Annotated in this window: 20 protein-coding genes; 9 read left to right on the top strand and 11 right to left on the bottom strand. The window is 69.4% G+C overall.

What is annotated here, in order from left to right:
* Positions 1-8 precede the first annotated feature (8 nt).
* From V6S02_RS02550 to V6S02_RS02535, 4 genes are read right to left on the bottom strand one after another with little or no spacing between them, the layout of a single operon-like run.
* Positions 9-956 carry a glycoside hydrolase family 43 protein gene (locus V6S02_RS02550; RefSeq protein WP_336399758.1) on the bottom strand — a complete coding sequence of 316 codons (948 nt, stop codon included), beginning with the start codon at positions 954-956 and terminating at the stop codon, positions 9-11.
* Positions 953-1867, bottom strand: coding sequence for a carbohydrate ABC transporter permease (locus tag V6S02_RS02545; protein WP_124292649.1), 915 nt, complete (start codon positions 1865-1867; stop codon positions 953-955). Before V6S02_RS02545 ends, V6S02_RS02550 begins: the two co-directional genes overlap by 4 nt.
* A complete protein-coding gene (locus V6S02_RS02540) occupies positions 1864-2823 on the bottom strand; it encodes a carbohydrate ABC transporter permease (protein ID WP_336399757.1) in 960 nt (319 codons plus the stop codon). Before V6S02_RS02540 ends, V6S02_RS02545 begins: the two co-directional genes overlap by 4 nt.
* Positions 2820-4088, bottom strand: a complete 1269-nt coding sequence (locus V6S02_RS02535; RefSeq protein ID WP_336399756.1) for an ABC transporter substrate-binding protein — start codon at positions 4086-4088, stop codon at positions 2820-2822. Before V6S02_RS02535 ends, V6S02_RS02540 begins: the two co-directional genes overlap by 4 nt.
* 174 nt (positions 4089-4262) lie before the next feature.
* Here V6S02_RS02535 and V6S02_RS02530 point away from each other — a divergent pair, with 174 nt between their 5' ends.
* The 5 genes from V6S02_RS02530 (at position 4263) to V6S02_RS02510 (ending at position 9389) form a co-directional block, all read left to right on the top strand.
* Positions 4263-5300, top strand: coding sequence for a LacI family DNA-binding transcriptional regulator (locus V6S02_RS02530; RefSeq protein WP_336399755.1), 1038 nt, complete (start codon positions 4263-4265; stop codon positions 5298-5300).
* A gap of 14 nt (positions 5301-5314) precedes the next feature.
* Complete coding sequence (locus V6S02_RS02525; protein ID WP_336399754.1) at positions 5315-7138, top strand: glycoside hydrolase family 2 protein; 1824 nt, start codon at positions 5315-5317, stop codon at positions 7136-7138.
* Between the two features lie 63 nt (positions 7139-7201).
* Complete coding sequence (locus V6S02_RS02520; protein ID WP_336399753.1) at positions 7202-7609, top strand: YrdB family protein; 408 nt, start codon at positions 7202-7204, stop codon at positions 7607-7609.
* A complete protein-coding gene (locus tag V6S02_RS02515) occupies positions 7606-8979 on the top strand; it encodes an FAD-binding oxidoreductase (RefSeq protein WP_336399752.1) in 1374 nt (457 codons plus the stop codon). Before V6S02_RS02520 ends, V6S02_RS02515 begins: the two co-directional genes overlap by 4 nt.
* Complete coding sequence (locus V6S02_RS02510) at positions 8976-9389, top strand: NUDIX hydrolase (protein ID WP_336399751.1); 414 nt, start codon at positions 8976-8978, stop codon at positions 9387-9389. Before V6S02_RS02515 ends, V6S02_RS02510 begins: the two co-directional genes overlap by 4 nt.
* On the opposite strand, the gene V6S02_RS02505 is transcribed toward V6S02_RS02510, so the two are convergent.
* The 6 genes from V6S02_RS02505 to V6S02_RS02480 form a co-directional block, all read right to left on the bottom strand.
* Positions 9377-10156, bottom strand: coding sequence for a glucosamine-6-phosphate deaminase (locus V6S02_RS02505; protein WP_336399750.1), 780 nt, complete (start codon positions 10154-10156; stop codon positions 9377-9379). The genes V6S02_RS02510 and V6S02_RS02505 overlap by 13 nt on opposite strands.
* A complete protein-coding gene (locus V6S02_RS02500) occupies positions 10149-11108 on the bottom strand; it encodes an ROK family protein (protein WP_336399749.1) in 960 nt (319 codons plus the stop codon). Before V6S02_RS02500 ends, V6S02_RS02505 begins: the two co-directional genes overlap by 8 nt.
* Positions 11108-11989, bottom strand: coding sequence for a carbohydrate ABC transporter permease (locus tag V6S02_RS02495; protein WP_336399748.1), 882 nt, complete (start codon positions 11987-11989; stop codon positions 11108-11110). Before V6S02_RS02495 ends, V6S02_RS02500 begins: the two co-directional genes overlap by 1 nt.
* Positions 11986-12981 carry a carbohydrate ABC transporter permease gene (locus V6S02_RS02490; protein ID WP_336399747.1) on the bottom strand — a complete coding sequence of 332 codons (996 nt, stop codon included), beginning with the start codon at positions 12979-12981 and terminating at the stop codon, positions 11986-11988. The genes V6S02_RS02495 and V6S02_RS02490 overlap by 4 nt, the downstream gene beginning before the upstream one ends.
* An 83-nt stretch (positions 12982-13064) precedes the next feature.
* Positions 13065-14303 carry an extracellular solute-binding protein gene (locus V6S02_RS02485; protein WP_336399746.1) on the bottom strand — a complete coding sequence of 413 codons (1239 nt, stop codon included), beginning with the start codon at positions 14301-14303 and terminating at the stop codon, positions 13065-13067.
* A 67-nt stretch (positions 14304-14370) separates the two neighbouring features.
* A complete protein-coding gene (locus V6S02_RS02480; RefSeq protein WP_336399745.1) occupies positions 14371-15552 on the bottom strand; it encodes an ROK family transcriptional regulator in 1182 nt (393 codons plus the stop codon).
* A 122-nt stretch (positions 15553-15674) separates the two neighbouring features.
* Here V6S02_RS02480 and V6S02_RS02475 point away from each other — a divergent pair, with 122 nt between their 5' ends.
* The 3 genes from V6S02_RS02475 (at position 15675) to V6S02_RS02465 (ending at position 18780) form a co-directional block, all read left to right on the top strand.
* Positions 15675-16154, top strand: a complete 480-nt coding sequence (locus V6S02_RS02475; RefSeq protein ID WP_336399744.1) for a hypothetical protein — start codon at positions 15675-15677, stop codon at positions 16152-16154.
* A 96-nt stretch (positions 16155-16250) separates the two neighbouring features.
* The gene (locus V6S02_RS02470) at positions 16251-17771 is read left to right on the top strand and encodes a L,D-transpeptidase family protein (RefSeq protein ID WP_336399743.1); all 1521 of its coding nucleotides are present in this window, start codon (positions 16251-16253) and stop codon (positions 17769-17771) included.
* Positions 17772-17811: 40 nt separating this feature from the next.
* On the top strand, positions 17812-18780 hold the full coding sequence (locus V6S02_RS02465; RefSeq protein ID WP_336399742.1) for an acetylxylan esterase: 969 nt from the start codon (positions 17812-17814) through the stop codon (positions 18778-18780).
* 33 nt (positions 18781-18813) lie between these two features.
* On the opposite strand, the gene V6S02_RS02460 is transcribed toward V6S02_RS02465, so the two are convergent.
* Positions 18814-21033: an NADP-dependent isocitrate dehydrogenase gene (locus V6S02_RS02460; protein ID WP_336399741.1), complete on the bottom strand. Its 2220-nt coding sequence runs from the start codon at positions 21031-21033 to the stop codon at positions 18814-18816.
* A 177-nt stretch (positions 21034-21210) separates the two neighbouring features.
* Between V6S02_RS02460 and V6S02_RS02455 the strand changes: the two genes are divergently transcribed.
* Positions 21211-21663 carry a GNAT family N-acetyltransferase gene (locus tag V6S02_RS02455; protein WP_124292634.1) on the top strand — a complete coding sequence of 151 codons (453 nt, stop codon included), beginning with the start codon at positions 21211-21213 and terminating at the stop codon, positions 21661-21663.
* The last annotated feature ends 98 nt before the right edge of the window (positions 21664-21761 follow it).

Here is a 21761-nt window from a genome sequence, read left to right as displayed (position 1 = left end):
CCGTTCCGTCATCCGCCGAGGCGAGGCGCGCGCTCCTCCCATGTCAGCGGCGCCGTGTGCAGCATCCGGTAGGTGTACGACGAGTCCCATCCGTGGAACACCAGCCACGATTCTCCGTCCGGACCCGTGACGACGTCCTGCCCGCCGGGGCCGCGCACTTCCTCGTCGAGCGACGCCGTCGAGATCCAGGGCCCGTCCGCCTTCTCCCAGGGTCCCGCGAGATCGTCGGCGATGGCATACCCCATCGCGTACTCGTCGCCCCCGTACGAATTGGCGGAATAGAGCAGGGTGAAGCCGCCTTCGTCATGGGCGACGACGGTCGGCGCCTCGATGAGGTCGCCCTCCCACGCCTGGTCCTGTTTGAGCATCCTCACCGGTTCACCGGCGAGGGCGAGTCCATCGGAGGTGAGCGGAGCGGTCTGTATCCACGTGTCGACACCGACGGCGTTCCCGTCGTTCTTCCACACCAGGTGCCACTCGTCATCGATCTCGACCGTCGTCGCATCGATCGCTCCGCCCTCCTCCGGTGGGCAGACGAGCATCTCGTCGCCCTGAACGGTGAAGGGTCCGAGAGGATCGTCGGCGACGGCGACCCCGATGCACTGGAAGGTCGGCTGGAAATTCGTCGCCGTGAAGTACATGACGTACCGGCCCGGCGAGATCTCGGTGACCTCCGGCGCCCAGGTCTTGCCCGGGATGATCCACGACGGCAGGTCGGGCAGCGCGTCGTCCTCCAACTCCCAGGAGCGGAGGTCGTCGGAGGTCGCGACCGGCACATTCCTCCTGTTCCCATCCGACGAGTACGCGACGTATCCGCCGTCCACCTGCAGGACGTCGGGATCGGCGAAGTTCTCCCGCAGCACCGGCGTGAGGTCCGGCCCGCCGGCACACCCGCTCGCTGTGACGGTGAGGAGGAGGAAGAGGGCCGAGCCCAGGATGACGCGGCGCGGCGTCATCCTTTGATTCCCGACTGGGACACGCCCTCGACGATGAAGCGCTGCAACGCCACGAAGAGCAGCACGACGGGGGCGCTGGCGATGACCGCACCCGCCATCAGCAGGTCGTATCGCACCGCGTTGGCCGACTGGAGGGTCGACAGACCCGCGGGGAGCGTCTGCACGTCAGGGCTGAAGAGCACATACACCGGCCAGAGGAAGTCATTCCAGTTCGTCAGGAGCGCCAGAAGTCCCAACGTGGCGAGAGCGGGCTTGGCCAACGGCAGCACCACGCTGACGAAGGTGCGCAATCTGTTCGCGCCGTCCAGACGCGCAGCCTCCTCGAGTTCCACCGGGATGGAGAGGAAGAACTGCCTCATCAGGAAGACTCCGAAAGCGCCGGCAGCGGTCGGCACGATGACCGCCACGAGGGAGTTCAGCCAGCCCAGCTCGCTGACGATCAGGTAGTTCGGGATGACGAGGATGACGGGCGGCACGAGGAGCGTGGCGATGATCGCGCCGAAGACGAGATTCTTACCCCGGAACTGCATGCGCGCCAAGGGGTACGCGGCCAGCGACGCCGTGATCACGACGAGGACCGAGTTCGCCACCGCCGCGGTGACGCTGTTGAGGAACCAGGTGAAGACCGGCGTGGATGCCGATCCGAGAATCGTCTGGTACGCCTGGAGGGTCCACTCCTCGGGGATCCAGCTCGGGGGGACACTCGTGGCATCCGCGCGCGTCTTGAACGAGGTCATCAGCATGAACACCAGCGGGCTGATGAACACCAGCGCGATTCCGACGAGCGCGACCAGACGCAGACTGCCGCGCACTCGCTGACCGGCGCTCGCCTTCCGACGCTTCGGGATGGCCTCCGAGGCTGTCGGCGAAGCGGCTTGCGCGCCCCGGGGCGCGGATCGGACGGTGGTCATTTGCGCGCTCCCTTGCGCTCACGGAACAGCCAGAACACCATGACGCTCAACCCGATGAGGAAGAGGGTCAGGATGTAGCTCATCGCCGCCGCATCCCCCATCTGGAAATTGCGCAGCCCCGTTTCGGCGATCTGGTAGATCGCGGTCCGCGTCTCGCGCCCTGGTCCGCCCTGGGTCATCAGGTAGGACTGGCCGAACATGTTCGCCGAAGCGATGAGGGTGTTGATGGTGACGAAGGTCAGGATGGGTCGAAGACCCGGAAGGGTCACGTTGCGGAACTGCTGCCAGCGACCGGCGCCATCCATCCGCGCCGCCTCGTAGAGCTCGGCGGGGATGTCTTGGAGAGCGGCGAGGTAGATGATGGCGTTGAACCCGAGGGTCCACCACACCGTGACGCCGACGAGGGCGACCCAGGCTGCCGGGGTGGAGGTCAGCCAGGCGGTGTCATCGGGAAGACCGAGAACACCGAGGTAGTAGTTGACGAGCCCGATGTTGTTGTCGAGCAGGTACCGCCAGAGCACGGCCACGACCGCGACACCCAGGACGTAGGGGGCGAAGTACACGGCGCGGAAGAAATTGCGCCCCGGGAACTTCGCATTCATCAGCAGCGCCACCAGCAGGGGGATGACGAGCAGGAAGGGCACGCTCGCGACGGTGAAGATCGCCGTGGCCTGCATCGCCTGCCAGAAGATCCCCGACGTGGTCGATCCGGGCGTGAACAGGTCGACGTAGTTGTCGAGCCCCACGAAGGGTTTCAGAGGAAGCGTGTAGTCCCACTGGTGGAGGCTCATCCAGAGGCCGAGGACCACCGGGATGACGACGAACCCCGTGAACAGCAGGAGGTAGGGCGCGAGGAACAACCACGGCGTGGCGCGACCGTGATCACGCAGCCGCCGCGCGGGCGCACTCGCTGTGGCGAGTGCGCCCGCGCCGGAGGGAAAGGTCGTCTGGCTCATTGCCCGAACGTGGCCAGGTTCTCTTCCATGAGCTGCGTGGCGCGGCCCTGCGCCTCCTCGAGCACGCTGGCCGGCTCACCAGCGCCGAGGACACCGTCGGCGACGGCGACCTCCAGCGTCTCGGTGGTCACCGTTCCGATGCCGGGTGCCGTGGGCGTGAAGCGCATGCTGTCCAAGGCCTCGGCGATCGGAGCCTGCGGCATGCCGTCCAGCGCCCCGCTGTCGAGGACCGACTGTCGGGCGGGGATCATGGCCGCGCCGGCCCAGTCCTCGGAGTGCTCGCTCATCCAGGCGATGAAGACCTTCGCGGCGTTCATGCGATTCTCGTCGTCCTGACGGGGCAGGAAGAACTGGTGCGATGACGCCCACGTGGACTCCTGCCCACCGATGTTCGGAATCGGGGCGCCGGCGTAGGGCAGCCCCGAGTCTTCGAGATCGTTGAACTGCCAGATACCGTCCCAGGTGATGGACGTCTCACCGTTCTTGAAGGCGACGTACTGCGCATCGATGGCGACGTCCTCGGGACTGTACCCCTCGTCGACGATCCCGCGCATCCACTCCAGCGCCTGCACGCCGGACTCATCGGCGAAGGTCGCCTCCGACCCGTCCTGCGCGTACGGCTCACCACCGAACTGCCAGTCGAGGGTCATGAACATGAGGTGTCCGGGCCACCGGGCGGGCATCCAGAACGGCGTCTCGTACCCAGCCGCCTGCAGAGCGTCCAGCGCCGCCATGAACGACGCCTCGTCGGTCGGCGCCTCGGTGATGCCCGCGGCCGCGAAGTGCTCGGTGTTGTAGTACATCGCAAGGGAGTGGACATCGAGCGGAATGCCGTAGCGCTGGCCGTCGTATTCACCGGCTTCCCACACCGTCTCGGTGAAGTCGTCGGCGCTGAGCCCGAGCTCGTCGACCATGTCGTCGAGGGGAAGGATGACCTGCCGCGCCGCGTTCGAACCGAGCTGATCGAAGTGCATCACCCCGACGTCGGGGCCTTCCCCGGCCGTGACGGCGGCGGGGAGTCGCTGGTAGAAGTCGGCCCACTGCATCGTGTTGGACTCGACCGTGATGTTGTCGTGCTCCTCGTTGAACTGGTCGACCATCTGCTGCATGAACGGTCCGTCCCCGCCGGTGAAGCCGTTCCAGAACGACAGAGTCACCTCCGGTCCGTCGTACTCGCCGGTGAACTCCCCGCCCGTCGACGGAGCGCCGCCGCCGCAGGCACTGAGTACCAGCGCGGTCGCCAGTGTCGCGGAGGCGGCGAGCACTGCCCGTCCTCGTCCCCGTCGATGTGACCTTGTCATGAAGTCCTCCTCGTTGAAAACGCATCGCGCGGCCCAGCTGTGACAGCCGCGATGAGGGACACTGTACAGCGCTGTAAATTTTTCCGCTAGACCGCGCTCGGAAGGTCGAACCCTAGGATGGCGACGAAGGGAGGCCCGATGCGGCGAGTTCGTCTGATCGATGTGGCCGAACGTGCCGGGGTGTCCATGAAGACGGTCTCGAACGTCATCCATGACTACCCGCATGTCGCGCCTGCACTCCGCGCCCGCGTGCAGGCGGCCATCGACGAGCTGGGCTATCGACCGAACCTGACCGCTCGCCGGCTGGCCACCGGGCGCACCGGCATGATCGCTCTCGCGATACCCGAGATCGACCACCCCTACTTCTCGGAGCTCTCACGCCGGATCGCGGAGGAGGCGACCACGCTGGGCTATCGGGTCATCTTCGAGCAGACTCTGAGCGACGCCTCGGCGGAGCGCGCGGTCCTCCACGACCGCGAAGCGGGCCTGGTCGACGGGGTGATCTTCCATCCCGTGCAGATGGGCACGATGGAGATCGCTCGCCTGGCGCCCGACGTCCCCCTGGTCCTTCTCGGCGAGGCCGCGATGCCGGTCACCACCGACCACGTCATGATCGACAACGTCGCCGCCGCCGCCGACGGAGTGGCCCTCCTGCTCGGGGCCGGTCGCCGGCGGATCGCCTTCCTCGGCACGGTCCGCGACGACATCACCGGCTCGACCGGCCAGAGGTTGCTCGGTTATCAGGATCGACTCATCGCCACGGGGATCACCCCCAGCCCCGACCTGATCCTTCCGGTCGACGGATTCTCGATCGAGGACAGCCGCGACGCCCTGCTTCGCGCGATCGATCGCGGCGTGGAGTTCGACGCCGTGCTCTGCCGAGACGACAAGTTCGCGATCGGCGCTCTCAAGGCCCTCGCGACGGCCGGTCGCGCCGTTCCCGCCGATGTCGCCGTCCTCGGGTGGGACGACACCCATCTGGCAAGCTACAGCTCGCCCGCTCTGACCTCGATCGCTCCGGACAAGCGGGCCCTGGCGCGAACGGCGCTGGAGCTGCTGCTCGAGCGGATCGAGGGATACAAGGGCGTCGGTCGCCATCGCATCGTCCCGCACGCCATCTCTGTTCGAGAGACGACGCCCTCCTCGACGCCCGGCTTTACAGCGCTGGAAACCTAGGCCATGATGACCTCATGGCCGAAGATGTCTTCTCCCGACCGAGCCGCCAAGACGGCACGCACCCGCGACCGCAGCTCCTGCGCCCGGTGTGGCACAGCCTTGACGGAGTCTGGGGGTTCGAGTACGACGACGGCGACGTCGGCCTGACCGAGGGCTGGAGCGAGCCGAACCGTCCGCCGGCGCGGACGATCATGGTTCCGTACCCCCCGGAATCCGCCCTGTCCGGAGTCGGCGACACCGGACACCACCCGGTGGTGTGGTACCGCCGCCGTGTCACGGAAGAGGATCTCGCCGCCGCGGAATGGGACGAGGGCGGCCGACTTCTCATCCACTTCGGTGCTGTCGATTACCGAGCTTCGGTCTGGGCCGACGGGCGTCTGCTCGGGGTCCACGAGGGGGGCCACACACCGTTCACCCTCGATGCCACCGCGGCCGCACGGCGAGGCTCGTTCGAGATCGTGGTGCGCGCTGAAGATGATCCCGACGACCTCGAGCAGCCTCGCGGCAAGCAGGATTGGCTCCCCGACCCGCATGTCATCTGGTACCACCGGACGACGGGGATCTGGCAGACGGTGTGGCTCGAGACCGTTCCCTCCCTGTACCTGACGGGCCTGGCTTGGGAGACCGACGTGGCGGCAGGCACCGTCACCGCCGACATCGAACTGAGCGGCCGACCTTCCGGCGGCGTCGACGTCGAGGTCGAACTCACCTACGAGGGCACGGCGCTCGCGCGAGTCGGCGCCTCGGTCAGCGAGCCGCGGTCGCGCATCGTCCTCCCCCTGCCGCCGCTGACCAATGGACAGGGCTACGAGGACCTCCTCTGGACGCCCGACCATCCCCGCCTCGTCGACGCCCGCGTGACGGTCCGCACAACGGCCGGTGCGACCGACACGGTGGCCTCCTACTTCGGAATGCGCACTGTCGGGGTCGACGGCGCTCACTTCCTCCTCAACGATCGCCCGAGCCCCATCGTGGCGGTGCTCGCGCAGGGGTACTGGCCGCAGTCCCACCTGGCCGCTCCGAGCGTCGACGCGCTCCGCGAAGAGGTGCAGCTCATCAAGGATCTCGGCTTCACCACCGCTCGGGTCCATCAGAAGATCGAAGACCCGCGGTTCCTGTACTGGGCGGATCGACTGGGGCTGATGGTGTGGGAGGAGCTGCCGAGCGCCTATCGCTTCTCGGCGACATCCGTCTCTCGATTGAGCAGGGAATGGACGGAGGCGATCGCGCGTGATCGTTCGCACCCATCCGTGGTCGCCTGGGTGCCCGTGAACGAGAGCTGGGGCGTCCAACAGGTCGCCCACGACCCGCGTCAGCGTGACTTCGTGCGTGCTCTCTTCCACCTCACGAAGGCGCTGGACGGCACGCGCCCGGTGATCTCGAACGATGGATGGGAGCACACCGATTCCTCGCTCCTGACCGTTCACGACTACCAGAACGACCCCGAGACCCTCTCGGCGTCCTACCGGGATGACGACGCGATGAGGGCGACGATCGCCGGTATCGGGCCGGCGGGGCGCCGCATGACTCTCCTCGCCGAGAACGAAGCGCCGCTGCTGTCTTCGGCGCCCGTCGTGGTCAGCGAGTTCGGCGGCGTCACCTACGCGCCGGATGCACAGATCGAGACGTGGGGATACGCCGTCGCCGAGTCGCCCGACGAGTTCGAACGTCGCCTGCGCGGGGTGTTCGGTGCGCTTCAGGCGAGCAGGGTCCTGGGCGGGTACTGCTACACCCAGCTCACGGACACGCTCCAGGAGGCCAACGGTCTCGTGGACGAGAACCGGGTGCCGAAACTGGCGACCGAAGTCATCCGCGCGATCGTCAGGGGGGAGTCCTGACGGTCTCGTCCGCGCCCCCGCGTGCAGGACGCGCGGCAACAGGCGGCGGGTAAACTGGCCCGCGTGTCAGAGACGCCGAACGTCGCACCGCAGCAGCCGCACGCGCCGACAGAGGGGCGCCCCGCCGGCACCCGTGCACCACTGACGGGAATCGACATCCTCGCCTTCGTCTGCGAGCTGTTCGCCTTCGTCTCGCTGGCTTTCTGGGGCTTCGTCGCCTGGCCCCTCCCCTGGAACATCGTCGCCGGCATCGGCGCGCCGGTGATCGCGATCCTCATCTGGGCGCTGTTCGTCTCGCCCCGCGCCGTGTTCGCGGTGCACCCGTTCGTGCGGGCCTTCGTCGAGCTGCTCGTCTACGCCGCGGCCGTCCTGGCCTGGTGGGACCTCGGCGCGGTCTGGGTGGGCGTCGTCTTCGGCGTCATCGCCGTCACCGCCGGGGTGTTCGCCGGCCGGCGGCAGCTGTCGTCGTGACCGCCGACGCCCGCGCGGTGCTCGCCACGCTCCGCGCGGCGCTGGGCGATCGCGTGGATGACTCCGACGCCGCCCGCGAGGCGGCGCGCGCCGACAAGTCCGGTCACGCCGCTGCCGGCCCGCCCCTCGCCGTCGTCCACGCGCGCGACGTCTCCGATGTGCAGACGACCCTCCGCATCGCGAGCGAGACCGCGACCCCCGTCGTCACCCAGGGGGCGCGCACCGGCCTCGCCGGCGGCGCGAACGCCGGCGCGGGTGAGATCGCCCTCTCGGTCCGCGGGATGGACCGCGTGCTCGAGGTGCGCGGCGACGACCTGATCGCGGTCGTCGAACCCGGCATCCTCAACGCCGATCTGAATGCCGCCCTCGCTCCGCACGGACTGTGGTGGGCTCCCGACCCGGCGAGCAGGGCCATCTCGACCGTGGGCGGCAACATCGCCACCGGTGCCGGCGGCCTCCTGTGCGCGAAGTACGGCGTCGTCCGCGACGCGGTGCTCGGCCTCGATGTCGTCCTCGCCGACGGGCGCCTGCTCTCCCTCGGGCACCGCACCGTCAAGGGCGTCACGGGCCTCGACCTCACCTCGCTCTTCATCGGCTCGGAGGGGACCCTCGGCGTCATCGTCGGCGCCACCCTGAAGCTCCGCCGCCTCACCGCCGGTGAGGTCTGCACGATCGCAGCGACCTTCCCCACCGTGCGCGCCGCTGCCGGCGGTTCCGCGGCGGTGACCGCGGCGGGCATCCAGCCGGCGATCATGGAGCTGATGGATGCCGCGTCCCTCGCCGCCGTCCACGCGCTGCTGGACCTCCCCCACCCCACGCCCGGCGCCTCGCAGCTGACCATCCAGACCGACGGCGCCGCCGCACGCGCCGAGGCCGAGCAGATCGCCGCGATCCTCGCCGCCGCGGGCGGTACGGTCGCGCTCTCGCACGACCCGGAGGAGGGCGAGCGGCTGCTGGCGATCCGCCGGTCGATGCATCCCGCGATGGAGAGCCTCGGCACCACGCTCATCGAAGACGTCTCGGTGCCCCGCAGCGCCCTCCCGGCGATGTTCGACGAGATCGCGCGCATCGAGCGCGAGTACGACATGACCATCCCCACCGTCGCCCACGCCGGCGACGGGAACCTCCACCCGAACTTCATCTACCGGGGACCGGGCGAGGTTCCCGCCGAGGTGTGGGCGGCCGCCGACGAGCTCTTCCGCGCGGCGCTGCGGCTCGGCGGCACGCTCACCGGCGAACACGGTGTGGGCATTCTGAAGCGCCGCTGGCTCGCCGACGAGCTCGGCGATGACCAGTGGCGGCTCCAACGCGAGATCGCCCGCGTCTTCGACCCCCAGGGGATCCTCAACCCCGGCAAAGTGTTCGCGTGAACCCGCCGTCGATCCGTGTCAGCGCGGGGCTGGTGACGGATGCCGCGGGCCGCGCGCTCCTCGTGCGCAAGACCGGCACGCGGCTGTTCATGAACCCCGGCGGTAAGCCCGAGCCGGGCGAGACCCCCGCAGAGACGCTCGTGCGCGAGCTCCAGGAGGAACTCGGCCTCTCGGTCACGGCCGCGTCGCTGCATCCGCTCGGGGTCTTCCGCACCGCCGCCGCCAACGAACCGGGCCACGACGTCGTCGCCGACGCGTTCCGACTTCAGATCGATCCCGCCGACGCGGCGCCCCGGGCCGAGATCGCCGAGGCCCGGTGGATCACGACGGAGGATGCCGCACAGACTCCGCTCGCTCCCCTGTGCGTCGTGCTCCTGCCTCTCGTGTGGGGCGCGGACTACAGGCCCTGACCGTCGGGCTTGTTGTCCCAGGCGTAGCGGTAGTAGTCGGCCAGGCGCAGCTGAGACGCCGCCGCCTCGTCGACGACGACGGTGGCATGAGGATGCAGCTGGATCGCCGACGCCGGAAGCGAGGCGGTGAGCGGGCCCTCGACGGCCCCGGCGACCGCCGCGGCCTTGCCCTCACCGAAGGCGAGGAGCACGAGGTGTCGCGCGCGCAGGATCGTGCCGAGCCCCTGCGTGATGCAGTGCCGCGGCACGTCGTCGAGGCTCGGGAAGAAGCGGGCGTTGTCGCGGCGGGTCTGGGCGGTGAGCGTCTTCACCCGCGTCCGCGATGCGAACGACGACCCCGGCTCGTTGAACCCGAGGTGGCCATCGGTGCCGATGCCGAGGATCTGGAGGTCGACGCCGCCGGCGTCGTCGATCGCCCGCTCGTACTCCTCGCCCGACACGGTGATCCGCTCCAGGTCACCGTCGGGCACGTGGACGAGCGCCGGGTCGAGGCCGAGCAGTTCGACGACCTCACGGCGGATGACCGACGCGTAGCTCTCGGGGTGGTCGGGCGCGATTCCGACGTATTCGTCGAGGGCGAAGCCCCGGATGCCGGAGAGGTCGATCCCGGCGGTCCGCTCCCGCAGGGCCCGGTAGACGGGAAGGGGCGTCGACCCGGTGGCGAGTCCCAGCACAGTCCGGGGGTTCTCACCGATGAGACGGACGATCTCGGCGGCGACGAGGGCGCCGGCGGCGTCAGGGCTGTCGACGATGACGATCTCAGCCAACGGTCAGCACCTCCTCGCCCCGCTCGGCGCCGAGAAGGGCCGCACCGAGCGCCGCGGCCGGCGATCCGGTGGGAAGAAGCTCGATCCGCTCGTCCAGATGCAGCGACCGGAGGAACGGCGAGGTCTCGCCGCTCCGCCGCAGCGCCGCGCGCACCGGCGCGACGAGCCGGTCGCCGAGGGCCGTGAGCCCGCCGCCGAGCATCACGACGTCCACGTCGGCGGTGAGGACGAGCACCCGCACCGCTGCGGCCACTCCGCGCACGAGGTCGTCGCGAAGCTCGCGCGCCCGCTCACGGACAGCGCTGTCGGGTCGCTCTTCGTCGACGCAGTCGAACACGTCGGCGACGGGGAGCGCCGCGGGCCTCTCCCACCGCTCGGCGATGGCGCGGCCGCCGGCGAGCGCCTCGATGCATCCGCGTTGACCGCAACCACACCGGGGTCCGGCGGGATCGACGCTCAGGTGTCCGATCTCACCGGCCGCACCGCGCGACCCACGCCAGAGGTCCCCGCCGATGACGAGCCCCGCGGCCACCCCGGTGCCGAGGTTCAGGTACGCAAGACCCGACTCCGCAGCCCCGGAGGCCCCGGGCGACGCGGAGCGGCGGAGGACGGCAGCGCCGAGCGCGGCGGCCTTGACGTCATTCTCGACGTCGACGGGGACCGCGAGATCGGCGCCGACCACGGCGGCGACGTCGAGGGAGCGCACGCCGAGGTTCACCGCGTGGGAGATGACCCCCGAGCCGGGGACGATCTGTCCCGGCATCCCGATCCCGACCGATGTCGCGAGCCCGCCGGCGTGCGTGCTCACCTCCTCGACCGCGGCGAGGATCGAGGCGATGACACCATCGGGGCCGAAAGCCGTGGGGCGGCGCACGCGTGCGACGACCGACCCCTCGTCATCCAGCGCCACCGCTTCGGTCTTGGTGCCGCCGACGTCCAATCCGACCCGCATCAGCCCTTCACCGCCCCGGAGACCAGGCCCGACGTCATCCGGCTCTGCACGATGAGGAAGAACACCACGACCGGGATCGACACGAGCGTCGATCCTGCCATGAGCTCGGCCCAGTTGATGCCGCCGTTGGGGTCGAGGAACGTGCGGAGCCACACCGGCAGGGTCATGGCCTCGGGGCGCGGGTTGAGCACGAGCGCGAAGACGAACTCGTTCCAGGCCTGGATGAACCCGAAGACCCCGGTGGCGACCAGGCCGGGGGCCAGAAGGGGGAAGGTCACCCGCCAGAACGCCTGCGACCTGCTCAAACCGTCGATCATCGCCGCCTCCTCCAGCTCGATCGGCACGCCGTTGACGAAGCCGCGGAGCGTCCAGATCGTGAAGGGCAGCACCGTCGCGAGGTAGACCGCGGTGAGACCGATGACGGTGTTGAGCAGCTGCCAGCCGTCGATGAGGCGGAAGACCGAGATGATGAGCGCCTCGGCGGGGATCATCTGGATGATGAGGATCGTGACGATGAACGCCGCGCGGCTGCGGAACCGGAACCGCGTCACGGCGAGCGCGGCGAGGAAGGCGAAGACCAGCGAGACCGCGACGGTGAGCAGGGTCACGGCGAGGGAGTTGCCGAGCGCGGGGAGGAACGGCGCGCGGTCGTGGTCGAAGATCACGCCGAGGTAGTTCTCGAGGGTCGCGTTCTCGGGCCACAGGCGGAGGGTGCTGCCGCGCACCTGGCCGTTGGGCTGCAGCGAGGTGTTGACCATCCAGTACACGGGGAACACCGAGCACGCGAAGACGATCAACCCCGCGACGGCCGCGAGGACGGATGCGACACGGCGGCGGGTCCGCGCAGACGTCAGGTTCCGCGAGGGAGCGAGCGTGGTCACAGCGACTCCTCCCGGAGGTTGCGGCGGACGTAGAAGATCGACAGGGCCACCAGCAGCAGCACGACGATCACCGAGATGGCTCCGCCCACGCCGAAGTCGCCGGCGCCGAGCGAGACCCGGTAGATGTACACCCCGAGGGTGTTCGTCTGCTCCGCCAGGCCCCCGATCGACTGGAGGGCGTAGATCTGCGTGAACACGCGCAGATCCCAGATCACCTGGAGGATCGTGACGACCACGAGGATCGGGCGGATGAAGGGAACGATGACGAGGAAGAACCGCTTCGTCGCACCCGCCCCGTCGAGCTGCGCGGCCTCGAGCACCTCGTCGTGAACCTGGGTGAGCCCCGCGTAGACGGTGAAGGCGACGAACGGGATCGCGCCCCACACGATGATGATCGTCGCGACGAAGAAGAAGCTCAACGGCTCGATCAGCCAGGAGTGCCCCGCGAACTGCTCGAGGCCGAACACCTGGGAGAGCACCTGATTCAGCACGCCGTACTGGGTGTCGAAGATCCAGCCCCAGACGATCGTCGCTGACAGCGGGGGCATCGCCCACGCCAGCAGCAGCCCGATCGAGACGAGGGTGCGGATGACCGCGCCCAGGCGTCGCATCAGGAGGGCGATGAGGATGCCGAGCACCATCGTCGCGATGACGCACACCGCGGCGAACAGCAGCGAACGGGTGAGCACCTGCCAGAACTGCGGATCGCTGAGGATGCCGATGTAGTTGGCCAGGCCGATGAATTCCGGCGGGGCGCCGAAGACCTGCGGCCGGCCGAACTCCTGGAACGACATGATGACCAGCTGCACGAGCGGCCATCCGGTGATGGCGGCGAGGACGATCAGCGCAGGCGTGAGCAGGGCGTACGGGGTGAGGGTGCCGGGGCGAAGCGCTCGGCGCCTGCCGGGGCTCGGCGGCGGTGCGGGGGCGACGAGGCGTTCACCGTCGATCGCGCTCACGGCGGGGCTGACGTCGCTGTGCAGCGTCGACATGGCGGGTCTCCAGGGGTGGTTCTGAGCCGGGACGTGGGGGCGGGCCGGCGGCGCAAGACCGCCGGCCCGGATGGAGGGAGGAATCAGCCGTTGAGGATGTCCTCGATCTGGGTGTCGACCTCGGCCGCGAGCGCGGCGACGTCACCGCCCTGAGCGACCTTGACGAAGAAGTCCTCCAGAACGCGAGATGCTTCGACCTCGGCCCAGTTCGCAGACGCAGGGGTCAGCTTGGCGTTGCTCGCGGCCTCGGCGAACGCAGCCGCCTCGGGGGTGTCGCCGAGGGTGGAGGCGAGGGACTTCTTCGCGGGGATCAGACCGTTTTCGCCGTAGATCGTCTGGAACTCGTCGCTGAGGATGATCGCCAGCGCTTCTTTGGCGAGGTCGGGGTTGGCAGACCGGGCCGAGATGCCGATGTTCGAACCGCCGGCGAAGACCTGGGCGGGTCCGCCATCCATGCCGGGAAGGGCATAGACGAGCGGCGCCGCGGGCGGGTTCTCGGTCTCGCACGCGCTCGCGAGACCCAGGGCCCAGTTCGGAGCGGAGAACTGGATCGCCGATCCCTCGCAATAGGGAGTCCACGGCTCGGCATTGTCGCCGTCCTTGGGCGCGGTCGACGCCGTCGTCATCAGTTCCTGCACCTGGAGGAGGCCCGCGACCGACTCGTCCGAGCTCAGCTGCGCGTCCCACTCGCCGTCCGATTCGACGGCGATCTCGCCGCCGTTCTCCCAGATGAACGGAAGGGCGTTGTACCAGTCCTGACCGGCGAAGTAGATGCCCGACTTTCCGGGATTCGCCTCGGCGAGGGCGGTCGCCGAGGCGATGTAATCGTCGAGTGTCGCGGGTGCCTCGGTGACGAGCGCCGGATCGGCGAACACCACGCGGGCGCCGGAGTACAGCGGCGGCGCGTAGAACGCCCCGTCGTACGACCCGGCTTCGACGAATCCGGGCAGCAGGTCGTCACCGCCGAGGGCCTCGAACTCGTCGCTGAGGTCGAGGAGGGCGCCGACCGAGGTGAAGGCGGGCGCCTGGGTGTTACCGAACTCCACGATGTCGGGGCTGTCGGAGCTGGACAGGCTGGTGGTGAGCTTGTCGACCAGCCCCTCCCAGCTCTGCTCCTCGATCACGAGGGTGGAGCCGGGGTTATCCGCCTCGAACGTCTCGACGAGGTAGTCGCGGGCCTCCTGCGGCGTGTCGGCGCCGACCAGCCACACGCGGATCTCCGCGCCCTCGTCCGAGCCTGCCGAGCCCGTGCCGCCGGCGCAGCCGGCCAGCACCACGGCGCCGACCCCGAGCAGGGCGGCGCTCACGAGCGTCTTCTTCATAGCGTTCCTTCTTCTGGGTGGGGTCGGAGAACCGACCGGGTGTGCGGGGAGAGGAAGTGGAAGGGCATCAGGAGACCCCGAGCTGACCGGAGAGCACCATGACGGCGGCGCCGCGCAGGACGATGTCCTGACCGTGCGAGGTCATGCGGATGCGCACCCCCTCGTGGAAGGGGGCGAGGGTGCGGGCGCGGAGGGTGTCGAGGGTGGCGGCCGCGAGGGGCCCGTCCAGGAGCTCGGGAGGGCCGGAGAGCACGATCTCGGACAGATCGAGGGTGGCGACCACCGGAGCGAGTGCGATCCCGAGCCTCTCCCCCGCGTCGCGGAGCACGCCCTCGCGGGCGGCGTCGTCGGATGCCGCGGCGAGACGCGCGGCGAGCGAGGGGACCGAGAGCCACGCCTCGAGGCATCCGATCTTCCCGCACGCGCACTGCGGGCCGCCGTCGGTGCCGACGGTGACGTGGCCGATCTCGCCGGCGGCGAAGCGCGAGCCGCGGAGGGGGCTGCCACCGGTGAGAAGTCCCGCGCCGACACCGCGGCCGACCTTGATGAGCATCACATCGTCGGCGGCGCCACCGAGGGTGTACTCGGCGAGGACGGCGGCGTTGGCGTCGTTGGCCACGAGGACCGGCAGCTGCAGGGCGTCGGTGAGTGCGCGTTCCAGGTCGAAACCCACCCAGCCGAAGTTCGGCGCAGCGAGGATCACGCCGTGCTCGTCGACGACACCGGGGGTTCCCACCCCGACGCCGAGGACGGGAGCGTGGGCATCGGCGACGAGCGACCGCGCCAGAGCCACCGCCGTGTCCACCACATCCGCGGCCGCCTCGGGAACCGCCACCTCTTGCCGGGCGACGATCTCCCCGTCCAAGGTGAGCACCGCACCGATGAAGGTCTCGCTCCCGGAGAGGTCCAAGCCGACGATGCGGTGACCCGCACGGTCGAGGTCGACGAGGATCGCGGGCTTTCCGGGGCCGGCGCTCTCGCGGGTGCCGAATTCGGCGAGGAATCCGTCGGCGATCAATTCCGCCACGAGGTCGGAGATGGTCACGCGCGTCAGCCGGGTCTCCCGAGCCAGGTCGGCCCGGCTCATCGCCCCGCCGTGGAAGAGCGTCTGCAGCACCAGGGCACGGTTGTGTCGACGCGCCTGCTCGGGCAGCACCTTCGCGGTCTGGCGGCGCCCGCGCGACGGCAGGCTCTGCGCCGGGAAGGCGGTGTCGCCGAGGGAGGTGCGGGATGCGTCGACCGGAGTCATGTTTGTTAGTACACCTTACGAACTAAGTCCGTGGCAAGGGGTAACGGGTATTTGCTCGGAGTCTTTACGAATTCGTGATCAACGCCATTGACCTAGGGTGGAGGTCGACGAAGGAGGTCGCCATGCGATCCACAGCCGCCATCGGCACCCTCAGCCTGCTCGCCGTCCTGGCCCTCGCCGGGTGCACGGGTTCGCCCGCCTCCTCCCCTTCGGAGGACTCGGCGGCCTCGCAGGGCACCACCGACGAAGGATCCTCCGACACCTCGGGCGACGGCGGTCAGTCGACGCAGGACGCGTGCCTGCTCATCTCCGACAGCATCACCGAGGCGACCACCGAGTTCCAGGAGGCTTCGGCCGAAGATCCCGGCGCCGTCGCCGAGGCCGCCCGCGCCGCCGCCGACAGCCTGGCTTCCGCCGCCTCGCAGGTGACGAACGACGAGATCGCCGCCCTCCTGCCCGAGCTTCAGGACATGTTCACCCAGACCGCCGAGGTGATGGACTCCGTCGCCAGCGGCGACCTCACCCAGATCGAGGATGCCGCCGCGATCGGCGAGTCGTTCCAGGTGACGGTGACGAAGTTCCAGGAGCTCTGCGCGCCCTGACGGGCCGCACCCCGGGTCGTGATAAGACCGTTGCCCTCGCCGGTGACAGCGTCGTTTAGCATGTAACGACGACACTGACGCAGTCGGGGGGACCGCGTGACTGACCTTGTGACCCGGCCGAATGCCGACGGGGCCGCTGAATCGCAGCCGCAGGCTGCTGATTCCACTCAGCCGCTGGCTGCCGACGTCACCGACGCGGCGACGTCCGACACCCCTGGCGGGGATGCCCCGACCTACGCCTGGGCGCCCGCAGAACCTGCTCCCAAGAAGCGCCGCTGGGGCCTCTGGATCGGTGTGACGGCCGCGGCCGCTGCGATCGGCATGGTTGCGGCATCCGTCTTCCTCATCGCTCCGGGCACGGCGGTGGCCGGAGTACCCGTGGGCTTCATGACCCCCGGCGCCGCCGCCGCCGCGATCGAGACCCGTCTCGCCGAGACGACGGTCGTCCTCACCGGGCCCGGTGGCGACGCCGAACTGACCGGCGCCGATCTCGGCGCCACCGTCGACGCGCAGGCCCTCGCAGAGACCGCCTTCGCCGAGCATCCCATGTGGAACCCGACCGTCTGGTTCCCCTCCCCCGTCGACGCCGAGGTGCAGCTCGATCCGGTGCTCGCCGCCGAGGCCCTGCAGGCCGCCGCCCCCGATCTCGCCGTCTCACCCGTCGATGCGGCCGTCGCCTTCGACGCGACTTCGGCCACCTACCAGGTCACGCCCGCCGTTCCCGGCGAGGGCATCGACGCCGATGCCGTGCGGCAGAGCCTGCAGGACGCGTTCCTCGCAGGCCGGCAGCGTGTCGAGGTCGCTCCGTCGCTGGCGGCCGTCGAGGCCGAGACGACCACGACGATCGCCGAAGCGACCGCCTCGCGCCTGAACGCCATGCTCGACACCGCGGGGTTCTACGTCGGCGAAGAGCGGACCGTGCCGCTCGACCGCGCCGTCGTGGCGTCGTGGATCACCCTCGGCGACGGCGACCGCGGAACGATCTCGATCGAGGTCGACGAGGCCGGCATCCAGTCGGTCATCGACACCCTGCCGGGCCTGGTCAACCGCGAGGCCGTGAACGCCACCGTCATCACCAACAAGGCCGGTGCGGTCCTTCGCGAGGACGTCGCCGGCGTGAACGGCCGGGCGCTGGAGTCGACCGACGGGCTCGCGGCCGACGCCGCATCGCAGATCGCCGCCGGCGATGGTGTCGTCGAGCTCGGCGTCACCGAGACACCCTTCACCACGGTCGCTCTGGCCCGCTCGGTCGAGGTCGATCTCAGCGCGCAGCGTGCCTACCTTTTCGAGAACGGCAACATGGTGGAGTCGTTCACCATCTCGTCGGGGACGGCCGCCACGCCCACCCCGACCGGCAACTTCACCGTCTTCGCCTACACGCGCGTTCAGGACATGGGTGCGCTCTGCTACAACCCCGATGCGGTGAACAGCTACTGCACCGAGGACGTGCCCTACATCACCTGGTTCGCTCCCGACATCGCGTTCCATGGCGCATCGAACTTCCGCTCGTCGCTCGGCTTCCCGCAGAGCCACGGCTGCGTGAACATGTGGGATGACGCGGCACGCTTCATCTACGAGTGGACCGCCACCGGCACCGAGGTCAGCGTCTACTCCTGAGCCGCGGCGATCGACTCCGGGAGGGCGCTACGCTGACCCGGTGCCCCGCTTCGATCTGAGCCCCGCCGACCTGGCGACCTATCGCCCCACCGTGGCCGAACCGGCCGACTTCGACGAGTTCTGGACCGGGACGATCGGTGCCGCCCGCGCTGCGGGCGGCGACGTCGTCGTCACCCCGGTGGCGACGCCGCTGACCCTCGTCGACACCTACGACGTGACGTTCCCGGGGTTCTCCGGCGACCCTGTCAGAGCCTGGCTGTGGGTGCCGCGCGGCGCCGACGGCCCCCTCCCGGCCGTCGTGGAGTTCAACGGGTACGGTGGCGGCCGCGGGCTCCCCCACGAGCGTCTGTCCTGGGCGAACGCGGGGTATGCCCACCTGTTCATGGACACCCGCGGGCAGGGCAGCGGCTGGGGTTCGGGCGGCGAGACACCCGACCCGCACGGGTCGGGACCCGCGGCATCCGGGTTCATGACCCGCGGCATCGACGACCCCGCGACGTACTACTACCGGCGTCTTTTCACCGACGGCGTTCGTGCCGTCGACGCCGTGCGGGGGCTGCCGCAGATCGACCCCGCACGCGTCGCCGTCACCGGCGGCAGCCAGGGGGGCGGGATCGCCATCGCCGTGGGCGGGCTGGTCGAAGGTCTTCGCGCCGTCATGCCCGACGTGCCCTTCCTCTGCCACTTCGAACGCGCCGTGGGTCTCACCGACGCAGACCCCTACCAGGAGATCGTGCGCTACCTGCGGGTGCACCGCGGCGCCGAGGAGCGGGTCTTCCGCACCCTGTCATACGTGGACGGCGTGAACTTCGCCGCCCGGATCTCGGCGCCGGCGCTGTTCTCGGCCGCCCTCCACGACATGATCTGCCCCCCGTCGACGGTGTTCGCGGCGTACAACCGCGTGCCGGTGGGCGACAAGGCGATCGAGGTCTACCCCTTCAACGAGCACGAGGGCGGGCAGTCCTACCAGTGGCTCGTGCAGGCGGCGTTCCTGCGCGAGCGACTGTAGGCTGCCCGCCCTCGCGGCGAGTCGGCGAGCGGATCAGGCGATGCCGTCGATGATTCCGTTCAGGGTCGCCGAGGGGCGCATCACCTGCGCGACCAGCTCGGGGTCGGGACGGTAGTAGCCGCCGATCTCGGCGGGCGAGCCCTGCACGGCGATGAGCTCGTCGACGATGCGCTGCTCGTTCTCGGCGAGAGCCTCGGCGATGGGCGCGAAGGCTGCGGCGAGCTCGGGGTCGGCGCTCTGGCGAGCCAGCTCCTGCGCCCAGTACAGCGCGAGGTAGTAGTGGCTTCCCCGGTTGTCGATGGTCCCGAGGGCGCGGCCGGGGGACTTGTCGTTCTCGAGGAAGGTCCCGGTCGCGGCATCCAGGGTGTCGGCGAGGACCTGCGCCTTGCCGTTGCCGGTGACATCGGCGAGGTGCTCGAGCGAAGCGGCGAGGGCGAAGAACTCGCCGAGCGAGTCCCAGCGGAGGTAGTTCTCGGCGACGAGCTGCTGCACGTGCTTGGGCGCCGATCCCCCGGCCCCGGTCTCGAACAGGCCGCCACCGGCCAGGAGCGGCACGATCGACAGCATCTTGGCGCTCGTGCCGACCTCGAGGATCGGGAAGAGGTCGGTGAGGTAGTCGCGCAGCACGTTGCCGGTGACCGAGATCGTGTCCTCACCGCGGCGGAGGCGGTCGAGGGAGTACTGCGTCGCCTCCGAGGGGGCGAGGATCTCGATCGTGAGGCCGGCGGTGTCGTGGTCGGCGAGGTAGGTGTGCACCTTCTCGATGAGCGTGGCGTCGTGGGCCCGGGTCTGGTCGAGCCAGAACACCGCGGGAGCACCGGTGGCGCGGGCACGGGTGACCGCGAGCTTCACCCAGTCGCGGATCGCGACATCCTTCGTCTGCATCGCCCGCCAGATGTCGCCCGCCTCCACCTCGTGCTCGATGAGCACGTCGCCGGCGGCGTTGACCACCTGGACGGTGCCCGCAGCCGAGATCTCGAAGGTCTTGTCGTGGCTGCCGTACTCCTCGGCCGCCTGGGCCATGAGCCCGACGTTGGGCACGGTGCCGATCGTGGCCGGGTCGAGCGGGCCGTGCGCGAGACAATCGTCGATGACCGTCTGGTAGACGCTCGCGTAGGACGAGTCGGGGATGACGGCGAGCGTGTCGTCTTCGCCGCCGTCGGCGCCCCAGAGCTTGCCGCCGTTGCGGATCAGCGCGGGCATCGACGCGTCGACGATCACGTCGGAGGGGACGTGGAGGTTGGTGATGCCCTTGTCGGAGTTGACGTACGACAGGCGCGGTCCGCCGTCGAGGTCGGCACGAATGGCCGCCGCGATCTCGTCGCCGCCGTCGACTGTCGACAGTCCGGCCAGGATCGCGCCGAGACCGTCGTTGGGGGTGAGACCGGCCGCGGCGAGAGCCGCGCCGTGGCGTGCGAAGACGTCGGGGAGGAAGGCCTTCACGACGTGGCCGAAGATGATCGGGTCGCTGACCTTCATCATCGTCGCCTTAAGGTGCACCGAGTAGAGCACGTCGTCGGCCCGGGCGGTCTCGATGCTCTCGGCGAGGAAGGCGTCGAGGGCCTTCGCAGACAGGAACGTGGCATCCACGATCTCGCCCGGGAGTACCTTGATGCCGTCCTTGAGCACCGTCTCGGTGCCGTCGGCTGCGACATGGCGGATCGTCAGCACGTCGTCGGCGGGGATCAGCACCGACTTCTCGTTCGAGCGGAAGTCGTCGTGACCCATGGTCGCCACCCGGGTCTTCGACCCCTCGGCGAACGGCTTGTTGCGGTGGGGGTGCTTGCGCGCGTAGCTCTTCACCGACAGCGGCGCGCGGCGGTCGCTGTTGCCCTCGCGCAGCACCGGGTTGACCGCGGAGCCCTTGATGCGGTCGTAGCGGGCACGGATGTCCTTCTCCTCGACCGTGCTCGGCTCGTCGGGGTAGGCGGGGATGTCGTATCCCTGGCTCTGCAGCTCGGCGATCGCAGCTTTCAGCTGCGGGATCGACGCGGAGATGTTGGGAAGCTTGATGATGTTGGCCTCGGGAAGCGTGGCGAGGCCGCCGAGCTCGGCGAGGGCGTCGCCGACCTGCTGCTCGGGCGTCAGGTTCTGCGGAAAGGCGGCGAGGATGCGGCCGCCCAGCGAGATGTCGCGGGTTTCAATGTCCACACCCGCGGTGCGCGTCACCGCCTGCACCATGGGCAGGAAGGAGGCCGTCGCCAGCGCGGGCGCCTCGTCGGTGTAGGTGTAGATGATGGTGGATTCCGTCACGTCACTGTCCTTCATGCGGCTGCTGCCGGCCGTCGTTCGACTGTCGTTCACGTCGCATCCCACCCTATCCCAACCGGCTGAAGTATCTTGACGTCGAGATACTTACGGGGGTGGTGTGGGGCGTCATCCAGCGACCTCGGCGCGCGTGACAAGACCTTTCTCGCTAGCCTGTCGGGTATGGCCGAACTTCGCCTCGAGGAACTGTCCGCGTCCACGATCGTCGCGGTCAACAACATGTCCCTGAAGCCGGGCCAGGAGGAGTTCCTCTCGCCGGTGAGCTACGGCATCGCCGCAACCGTGGTCAACCCCCAGACCTCGTGGCAGCGGGTCGTGCTCGACGGCGACGAGGTGGTCGGCTTCGTCAGCGCCAACTTCGACCCCGACTTCCCCCAGGAGTACTTCCGCTCCGTGCTCTGGCGCATCAACGTCGACGCCGACGATCAGGGCCGCGGCGTCGGCCGGTTCGCGGTGGAGCAGCTGCTCGCCGAGGCCCGCTCGCGCGGCATGAGATCGGTCAACGTCATCTACGAGGCCGGCGAGGGCGGCCCCGAGGCCTTCTTCCGCCGAGTCGGCTTCTCCCCCGTCGGTGAGACCGAATACGGCGAGGTCATCGCCGAGGTCTCCCTCTAACCACCGGCCCGCGCCACCGGCCCGGCGCCTCCAACCATCCGGTTTGTCGGAGATCCGGTCGGTTGTCGGATACAGCGCGTTGCAGCATCCGATCTCGC

The organism is Microbacterium sp. CCNWLW134, from assembly GCF_037083565.1.
Lineage (GTDB): Bacteria > Actinomycetota > Actinomycetes > Actinomycetales > Microbacteriaceae > Microbacterium.
This window is presented reverse-complemented; position numbering and strand designations above follow the sequence as displayed.